General features: G+C 72.2%; 4 protein-coding genes. 2 read left to right on the forward strand and 2 right to left on the reverse strand.

Annotated elements, in window-relative coordinates; all coding sequences use genetic code 11:
- Window positions 1–165: 165 nt before the first annotated feature.
- Window positions 166–573, reverse strand: coding sequence for a hypothetical protein (locus ABT247_RS32545; protein WP_350750036.1), 408 nt, complete (start codon window positions 571–573; stop codon window positions 166–168).
- 157 nt (window positions 574–730) lie between these two features.
- On the reverse strand, window positions 731–1,426 hold the full coding sequence (locus tag ABT247_RS32550; RefSeq protein ID WP_350750039.1) for a FadR/GntR family transcriptional regulator: 696 nt from the start codon (window positions 1,424–1,426) through the stop codon (window positions 731–733).
- A 153-nt stretch (window positions 1,427–1,579) separates the two neighbouring features.
- Here ABT247_RS32550 and ABT247_RS32555 point away from each other — a divergent pair, with 153 nt between their 5' ends.
- Both ABT247_RS32555 and ABT247_RS32560 read left to right on the forward strand, forming a co-directional pair.
- On the forward strand, window positions 1,580–2,134 hold the full coding sequence (locus tag ABT247_RS32555; protein WP_350750042.1) for a gluconokinase: 555 nt from the start codon (window positions 1,580–1,582) through the stop codon (window positions 2,132–2,134).
- A 73-nt stretch (window positions 2,135–2,207) separates the two neighbouring features.
- On the forward strand, window positions 2,208–3,602 hold the full coding sequence (locus ABT247_RS32560; protein ID WP_350750045.1) for a GntP family permease: 1,395 nt from the start codon (window positions 2,208–2,210) through the stop codon (window positions 3,600–3,602).
- Window positions 3,603–3,653: the final 51 nt, after the last annotated feature.

Genomic DNA, 3,653 nt, shown 5'->3' on the forward strand with positions numbered 1-3,653 from the left:
CAAGCGCGCCCAGCACTACAACTGGCCACCACCACAACCAGCAACACCAACCGTCACCCCGCGCGACACAACCTAAAGTCACCAGCATTGGGCCTAGAGCCCGTCCTCACCCGGCCTCCGGTCCCCGGTCCCCGGCCTCCGGCCTCCGGCCTCCGGTCTCCGGTGTCAGGGCCGCGGGGCCGGTATCCGCGGTCGTGGCTGGGGCGGCTGGTACGCCGGCCGGTGCGACTGGTGCGGCTGCTGGTAGACCGAGCCGTCGGCCCGGGGGAACGGCCGGGCCGCCAGGGGTTCCGAGGGCGGCCGACCGCCCGCCGTCGGGTGGGCGGAGCCCGGCACCCGGGCCCGCTGCGCGGCGATCTGGCGGGAGATCAGGATCTCCAGCAGGCACCACATGGTCCCGAACACCCCGAGGCCCATGGCCATCAGCGCCGGCACCAGCATCCCACTGCCCGCGTACGAGGCCAGCGTCGCGACGACCACGCCGACCAGTGTGAAGGCGAGCGAGAGCACCGCCCGGACGGCGGCGGCGCGCACCTCGTCGGGAAGGCGGCGACGGCGGCGTGGCACGGACATCGAGCGACCCCCAGGCGCGGATCCGGCGGCGGGCACGGGACGGGCGCGCGCGGCGTGCGCCCCAACGGTTCACTCTGCCCCACCGGTCCGCGAGTATGCGTCCGAACCCACCGAACTGCCCGCAAACCGTCTCATCCGGACAGGAGCCGCCGGCGGGTCAGCCCAGCTGCTGGTCGAGCTCCTCCAGCGCGCCCGTCACGATCGTCCGCATCGCCGACTCGGCGTGGGCGGCGTCGCCCGAGCAGATCGCGTCCGCGACCTCGCGGTGCAACCGGATCGCGTACGGCTCCGGCTGATGGGGCATCAGATGGTACTCCGTCCGCCCGGTGAGCACCGCCCCCACCGTGTCCCCGAGGTGGGCGAACATCTCGTTGCCGGAGGCGCGCAGCACCAGCGAGTGGAAGGCGATGTCGTGTCCGAGGAAGGTGGTGAGGTCCGCCGCCCGTGCGGAGACGGTCAACTCCACGGCCAGTGCGCTGAGTTCGCGCCGATCGTCGTCGGTCGCGTGGACGGCGGCGAGCGCGGCCGCAGCGGGCTCGACGGCCACCCGCAGCGAGCCGAGCGAGCGCAGCTGGGCCGGGCGGTCGGATCCGGCCAGCCGCCACCGGATCACCATCGGGTCGAAGACGTCCCAGAGCGACTTCGGCTGCACGGTGATCCCGACCCGTCGCCGGGAGGCCACCAGCCGCATCCCCTCCAGGACCCGCACCGCCTCCCGGACCACCGTCCGGGAGACGCCGAACCGCTCTTCGAGATCCTCCCCGCGCAGCACCGCGCCCTCGGGGATCTCCCCGGACGCGATCGCCGGCCCGAGTTCGTCAAGCACCCGACCGGGCAGCCCCTGGATCTCCATCCGCTCAGGGTAGACGCCGAGCGGCCGCGACCCGACCCCGGCCTGCGGTTCCGGCGGGCCGGGGAGTAAAAGTATGACGATTTGGTTTCCACCTCTTGAATACGTCATATCTTTGAAGCGATAGTGGCGGCCTGCAACGAAGGAGCACCACCCATGGCTCTCAGCGTCGAGAACCACGACCACCCGGTCGCACCCCCCGCCGTCGTGGTGATGGGCGTCTCCGGCGTCGGCAAGACGACCCTGGCCCGCCTCCTGGCCGACCGCCTCGGTCTCCCCTTCGCCGAGGCGGACGACTTCCATCCGCCGGCCAACATCGCCAAGATGTCCGCCGGCATCCCGCTGGACGACCGGGACCGCGAACCCTGGCTGCGCGCCATCGGTGCCTGGCTCGAGGAGCGCACCGCGGCCGGCACCGGCGGCGTGGTCACCTGCTCGGCGCTGAAGCACGGCTACCGCGACATCCTGCGCGCGGACGCCCCGGAGGCCTTCTTCCTGCACCTCAGCGGCGGTCACGAGCTGGTCGAGGACCGGCTCGCCCACCGCACCGACCACTTCATGCCGGTGTCGCTGCTCGGCTCCCAGTACGCCGCCCTGGAACCCCTGGGCGCGGACGAGCGCGGCGCCGTCCTGGACGTGGGCCCGTCCCCCGAAGAACTCGTCGAGAAGGCCGTGGCGCTGCTGCGGCCCGTCAATGGAGACCTCACGTGAGCGAGCGAAGCGAGCGAGCCATCAGAAGACGCGTACGGGCGCACGCCCCGGCCGCGCGAAGCGAGGCGGGCGCATGAGCACCGTCCCCACCCTCCTGGCGGCCGCCCCGCCGGCCCTGCCGCACACCGGCAGCAACACCCAGCTGCTGGTCGCGGTACTGCTCAGCATCGGTGCGATCATCCTGTTGATCACCAAGCTGAAGCTGCACCCCTTCCTCGCCCTCACGCTCGGCTCCGGGCTGCTGGCCGTCGTCGCCGGCGCCCCCTTCGACAAGCTGCTGAACAGCTTCTCCACCGGCTTCGGGGCCACCGTCACCAGCGTCGGCCTGCTGATCGGCCTGGGTGCGATGCTCGGCAAACTGCTGGCCGACTCCGGTGGCGCCAACATCATCGCGGACACCGTGCTGTCCCGGACCGGCCCCCGGGCGCTGCCGTGGGCGATGGCGCTGATCGCCGCCCTGCTCGGCCTGCCGCTGTTCTTCGAGGTCGGCGTCGTCCTGCTGATCCCGATCGTGCTGCTGGTCGCCCGCCGCGGCAACGTGCCGCTGATGCGGGTCGGCATCCCGGCGCTGGCCGGCCTGTCGGTCCTGCACGGCCTGGTCCCGCCGCACCCGGGCCCGCTGGTCGCCATCGACGCGCTGAAGGCCGACCTCGGCATCACCCTGGCGCTCGGCCTGCTGATCGCCGTCCCGACCCTGGTCATCGCCGGTCCGCTGTTCTCCCGGGTGGCCGAGCGGTGGGTGGGTCCGCTGGAGATCCCGACCGCCGTCACGCCCGAGGAGCCGGTCGAGCGCGAGCGCACGCCGTCCTTCGGCGCGGTCCTGGCGACCATCCTGCTGCCCGTGGTGCTGATGCTCGGCAAGGCCCTCGCGGACGTCGTGGTCGACGACCCGAAGGCGACGGTCCAGCGGATCCTCGACTTCGTCGGCTCCCCGCTGATCGCCCTGCTCGCCGCCACCCTGCTCGGCATGCTGACCCTCGGCAGGGCGGCCGGCTTCGACAAGGCGCGGATCTCCGACACCGTCGGCAAGGCGCTGGGCCCGATCGCGGGCATCGTCTTCATCGTCGGCGCGGGCGGTGGCTTCAAGCAGACGCTGATCGACGTCGGCGTCGGGGACATGGTGAAGCACTGGTCCGCCCAGTGGCACATCTCGGCGCTGCTGCTGGGCTGGCTGATCGCGGTGCTGATCCGGCTGGCCACCGGCTCGGCGACGGTCGCCACCATCACCGCGGCCGGCATCGTCTCCCCGCTCGCGGCGAACATGTCCTCGACCCACTCGGCCCTGCTGGTGCTCGCGGTGGGCGCCGGTTCGCTGTTCTTCTCGCACGTCAACGACGCGGGCTTCTGGCTGGTGAAGGAGTACTTCGGGATGAGCGTCGGGCAGACGCTGAAGTCCTGGTCGGTGATGGAGACTGTGATCTCGGTCGTCGCGATCGCCCTGATCCTGCCCCTGAGCCTGATCGTCTAGCGCGCGGGCGAGCCCGGAGGGGCGGCACCCGTACCGTACGGGCGCCGCCCC

Source organism: Kitasatospora sp. NPDC001539, assembly GCF_040298565.1.
Classification (GTDB): Bacteria; Actinomycetota; Actinomycetes; order Streptomycetales; family Streptomycetaceae; genus Kitasatospora.

What these genes read in the sequence shown, in the direction of transcription:
- ABT247_RS32545 (WP_350750036.1), bottom strand. Translation starts at nt 573, where the DNA reads ATGTCCGTGCCACGCCGCCGTCGCCGCCTTCCCGACGAGGTGCGCGCC.
- ABT247_RS32550 (WP_350750039.1), bottom strand. Translation starts at nt 1,426, where the DNA reads ATGGAGATCCAGGGGCTGCCCGGTCGGGTGCTTGACGAACTCGGGCCG.
- ABT247_RS32555 (WP_350750042.1), top strand. Translation starts at nt 1,580, where the DNA reads ATGGCTCTCAGCGTCGAGAACCACGACCACCCGGTCGCACCCCCCGCC.
- ABT247_RS32560 (WP_350750045.1), top strand. Translation starts at nt 2,208, where the DNA reads ATGAGCACCGTCCCCACCCTCCTGGCGGCCGCCCCGCCGGCCCTGCCG.